This is a genomic window from Klebsiella sp. 4_1_44FAA (assembly GCF_000238715.1).
In the GTDB taxonomy this organism is placed as follows: Bacteria; Pseudomonadota; Gammaproteobacteria; order Enterobacterales; family Enterobacteriaceae; genus Klebsiella; species Klebsiella pneumoniae.
Window position 1 is genome coordinate 41,176 of the sequence record NZ_JH414800.1, and the last position, 2,790, is coordinate 43,965.

A 2,790-nucleotide genomic window follows, 5' to 3' on the forward strand; every position below is an offset into this window, starting at 1 on the left:
ACCGGCTATGTCACGATGAACTGCGGCGTAAGAAAATCAGCGCGCTTATCCCTCCCCGAAAAGGTGCGGGTTACTGGCCCGGTGAATATGCAGACCGTAACCGTGCAGTGGCTAATCAGCGAATGACCGGGAGTAATGCGCGGTGGAAATGGACAACAGATTACAACCGTCGCTCGATAGCGGAAACGGCGATGTACCGGGTAAAACAGCTGTTCGGGGGTTCACTGACGCTGCGTGACTACGATGGTCAGGTTGCGGAGGCTATGGCCCTGGTACGAGCGCTGAACAAAATGACGAAAGCAGGTATGCCTGAAAGCGTGCGTATTACCTGAAAACACAACCCGCTACGGGGGAGACTTACCCGAAATCTGATTTATTCAACAAAGCCTAGGAGTAATTACTGTCAAAGGGAGTCAATACCCACAAATGAATTGACAATTGATTTTGATAACCTTAATCAAGGTGCAATACACTTAACTGAATTTGGTTACTGTGTACATAACTATTTAATCAAGCCTTGTACAAAAATTAATCATCTTATTGAATGTGATAATGAAACACCGGACTTTAACTCAGTAGATAGAATTAGGCTGCAATCTGTCCGAGAGAAAGTAATGCAATTAAAGAGAATAACTCAGATCGCTTATGAAAATGGTGATTATGGTGCAGACAAATGGTTGCAACACCATGAAAAAAATTTGGAAAGAATTAATAAGCTTTTGAATAATTAAAACAGGAGATACTTATGGCAAAACATTTGAACAGGAGTGAAATAAAAGCAATTAAACACATTATACTGACTTGGGACGGTAAAATCACATGGAGTGATTTATGTGAATCAGTGTATAAGAATCTAAACAGAACTATCACAAGGCAATCTTTAAGTGCTCATGATGAAGTTGTTGAAGCATATAGAATAAAGAAAAGTTTGTCCAATTTGAAAAAATCTGGTCTAAAGAAACCAGCTAACTTAACTATTGCGGCACAACAAATAATAAACCTTAAAGCCGAAAACGAAATGTTGAAAAAACAGAACAATAGATACAAAGAGCAATTTAGCTATTGGCAGTATAATGCTTACAGACATGGTCTCACTATGGAACAATTGAATAGACCATTTAATAAAAAATAATAGTTGATAGGTTACACCTATTGACAAGTTAAATAAATGAGATAAATATAAACATATGGTCAGGAAGACTATTTCATTATGCAAGGATGCATTTTATGGACAAAAACATCATCAATCTAGAGTTTACTCTAGAAGAGCAACTTATCATTATTGTCGATAAGTATATCTCAAAAAGATACCAGCCAGGCGATAAAAGTTTCTCATACCAGCTATACCTGCTTTTTGTTGGCTATCATTTAAAGTATTTCTACCCAAGACAGCTATACATTCGCTCTAATCGTAACATAGACAACATTATGACGATGTTCAGTTCTGTATACAAATGCCTTACAAGTACTTTGTTGCAGCGATTGAACAATAAGGAGGCTGTTATCAGAGAGCTAAACTCTCTCGTGAACTATATTGACAACAATCAAGAAAAAGCAGAAGAAATCTATACAATTTTTAAAGCTCAGTATGAAATGAGAGTTATAGAGAAAGAAATTACTCACGAAGTTGTAAAAGTTAGAAATTTGCGGCTTTAATTATTATAAATATAAATCTGTAATTTATTTGAATATTATCTTTTTTCGCGCTAAATAAAAGAAAACGATAATATTTTTGCAGGATTAATTATGATAAGAACAGAATGGTTAGAGTTAGAGCCAGAGGTTTTACCACTTTCTACACATAGGGGGATGCTTGACCAGACTCTTTTATTTGAAGCTACAAGCGTTGATGAAGTGAACTGGTTGATTAAAAATGGTGTTGATATCAACCACCGAAATTTCGTTGGTAAAACCGCACTGTGGAAATCGGGTTATTATGATTATGAAATTGAAATAATAGATCGATTGTTTGAAGCAGGTATTAATCCAGATCTTTTAAATTTTGAAGGTGAGCATGTTTTATCGGGAATGGGTTATTTTGGACATCCTGAAATATTTATGAAGCACAGGGGCAAAATAAAGTCTACTGACATTCATATCAGGGATATACATTTATCCCACATTGATAAAATGAAACGAGGTATTGAAATACTTCTGGGAAATGGCTTTCAGGTGCATTATCCCCGCTATATGAATATTGAGGACATTACTCTCTGGGATGAAGAGCAGGCATGGTATCGAACAGAGCAAGAGAATATTAACATGAAAATATACTATATGAAAAAACGAAATGATTACATCAAATTTTTAGAGTATCTGGACAAACAAAAAAGAGCTATAAGATTAGTTAGTGTCAGAGCGAATAGCAAGGACATTACTCTCTTTGATATTAAGGAAATGAGGCTTTGTTGAATAAATCAGATTTCGGGTAAGTCTCCCCCGTAGCGGGTTGTGTTTTCAGGTAATACGCACGCTTTCAGGCATACCTGCTTTCGTCATTTTGTTCAGCGCTCGTACCAGGGCCATAGCCTCCGCAACCTGACCATCGTAGTCACGCAGCGTCAGTGAACCCCCGAACAGCTGTTTTACCCGGTACATCGCCGTTTCCGCTATCGAGCGACGGTTGTAATCTGTTGTCCATTTCCACCGCGCATTACTCCCGGTCATTCGCTGATTAGCCACTGCACGGTTACGGTCTGCATATTCACCGGGCCAGTAACCCGCACCTTTTCGGGGAGGGATAAGCGCGCTGATTTTCTTACGCCGCAGTTCATCGTGACATAGCCGGGT

At 38.3% G+C, this 2,790-nt stretch carries 5 protein-coding genes and 1 pseudogene; 5 read left to right on the plus strand and 1 reads right to left on the minus strand.

Translation table 11 applies throughout. From position 1 onward, the window contains the following. From HMPREF1024_RS0126380 to HMPREF1024_RS15180, 5 genes and pseudogenes are all read left to right on the plus strand, one after another. Positions 1-332: IS5/IS1182 family transposase (locus tag HMPREF1024_RS0126380; RefSeq protein WP_071986575.1), on the plus strand; the 332-nt coding region annotated here is incomplete at its 5' end. Between the two features lie 57 nt (positions 333-389). After that, positions 390-731 (plus strand): annotated as a pseudogene (locus tag HMPREF1024_RS28740) (DNA-binding protein); the annotation flags it as partial. Between the two features lie 14 nt (positions 732-745). Beyond that, entirely contained in the window at positions 746-1,132 is a 387-nt protein-coding gene (locus HMPREF1024_RS15190) for a hypothetical protein (RefSeq protein WP_001062149.1), read from the plus strand. 95 nt (positions 1,133-1,227) lie between these two features. Next, on the plus strand, positions 1,228-1,656 hold the full coding sequence (locus tag HMPREF1024_RS15185; protein ID WP_001549555.1) for a hypothetical protein: 429 nt from the start codon (positions 1,228-1,230) through the stop codon (positions 1,654-1,656). Positions 1,657-1,746: 90 nt separating this feature from the next. Next, positions 1,747-2,412 (plus strand): ankyrin repeat domain-containing protein, encoded by a 666-nt coding sequence (locus tag HMPREF1024_RS15180; protein WP_009308472.1) that lies wholly within the window; start codon positions 1,747-1,749, stop codon positions 2,410-2,412. Between the two features lie 45 nt (positions 2,413-2,457). Here HMPREF1024_RS15180 and HMPREF1024_RS0126385 read toward each other — a convergent pair. Next, positions 2,458-2,790 (minus strand): IS5/IS1182 family transposase (locus tag HMPREF1024_RS0126385; protein WP_071986576.1); only part of this gene is annotated, 333 nt, incomplete at its 5' end.

Bases quoted from the DNA above. Each gene is read 5' to 3' on its own strand.
- HMPREF1024_RS15190 (WP_001062149.1), top strand. From the start codon at position 746: ATGGCAAAACATTTGAACAGGAGTGAAATAAAAGCAATTAAACACATT.
- HMPREF1024_RS15185 (WP_001549555.1), top strand. From the start codon at position 1,228: ATGGACAAAAACATCATCAATCTAGAGTTTACTCTAGAAGAGCAACTT.
- HMPREF1024_RS15180 (WP_009308472.1), top strand. From the start codon at position 1,747: ATGATAAGAACAGAATGGTTAGAGTTAGAGCCAGAGGTTTTACCACTT.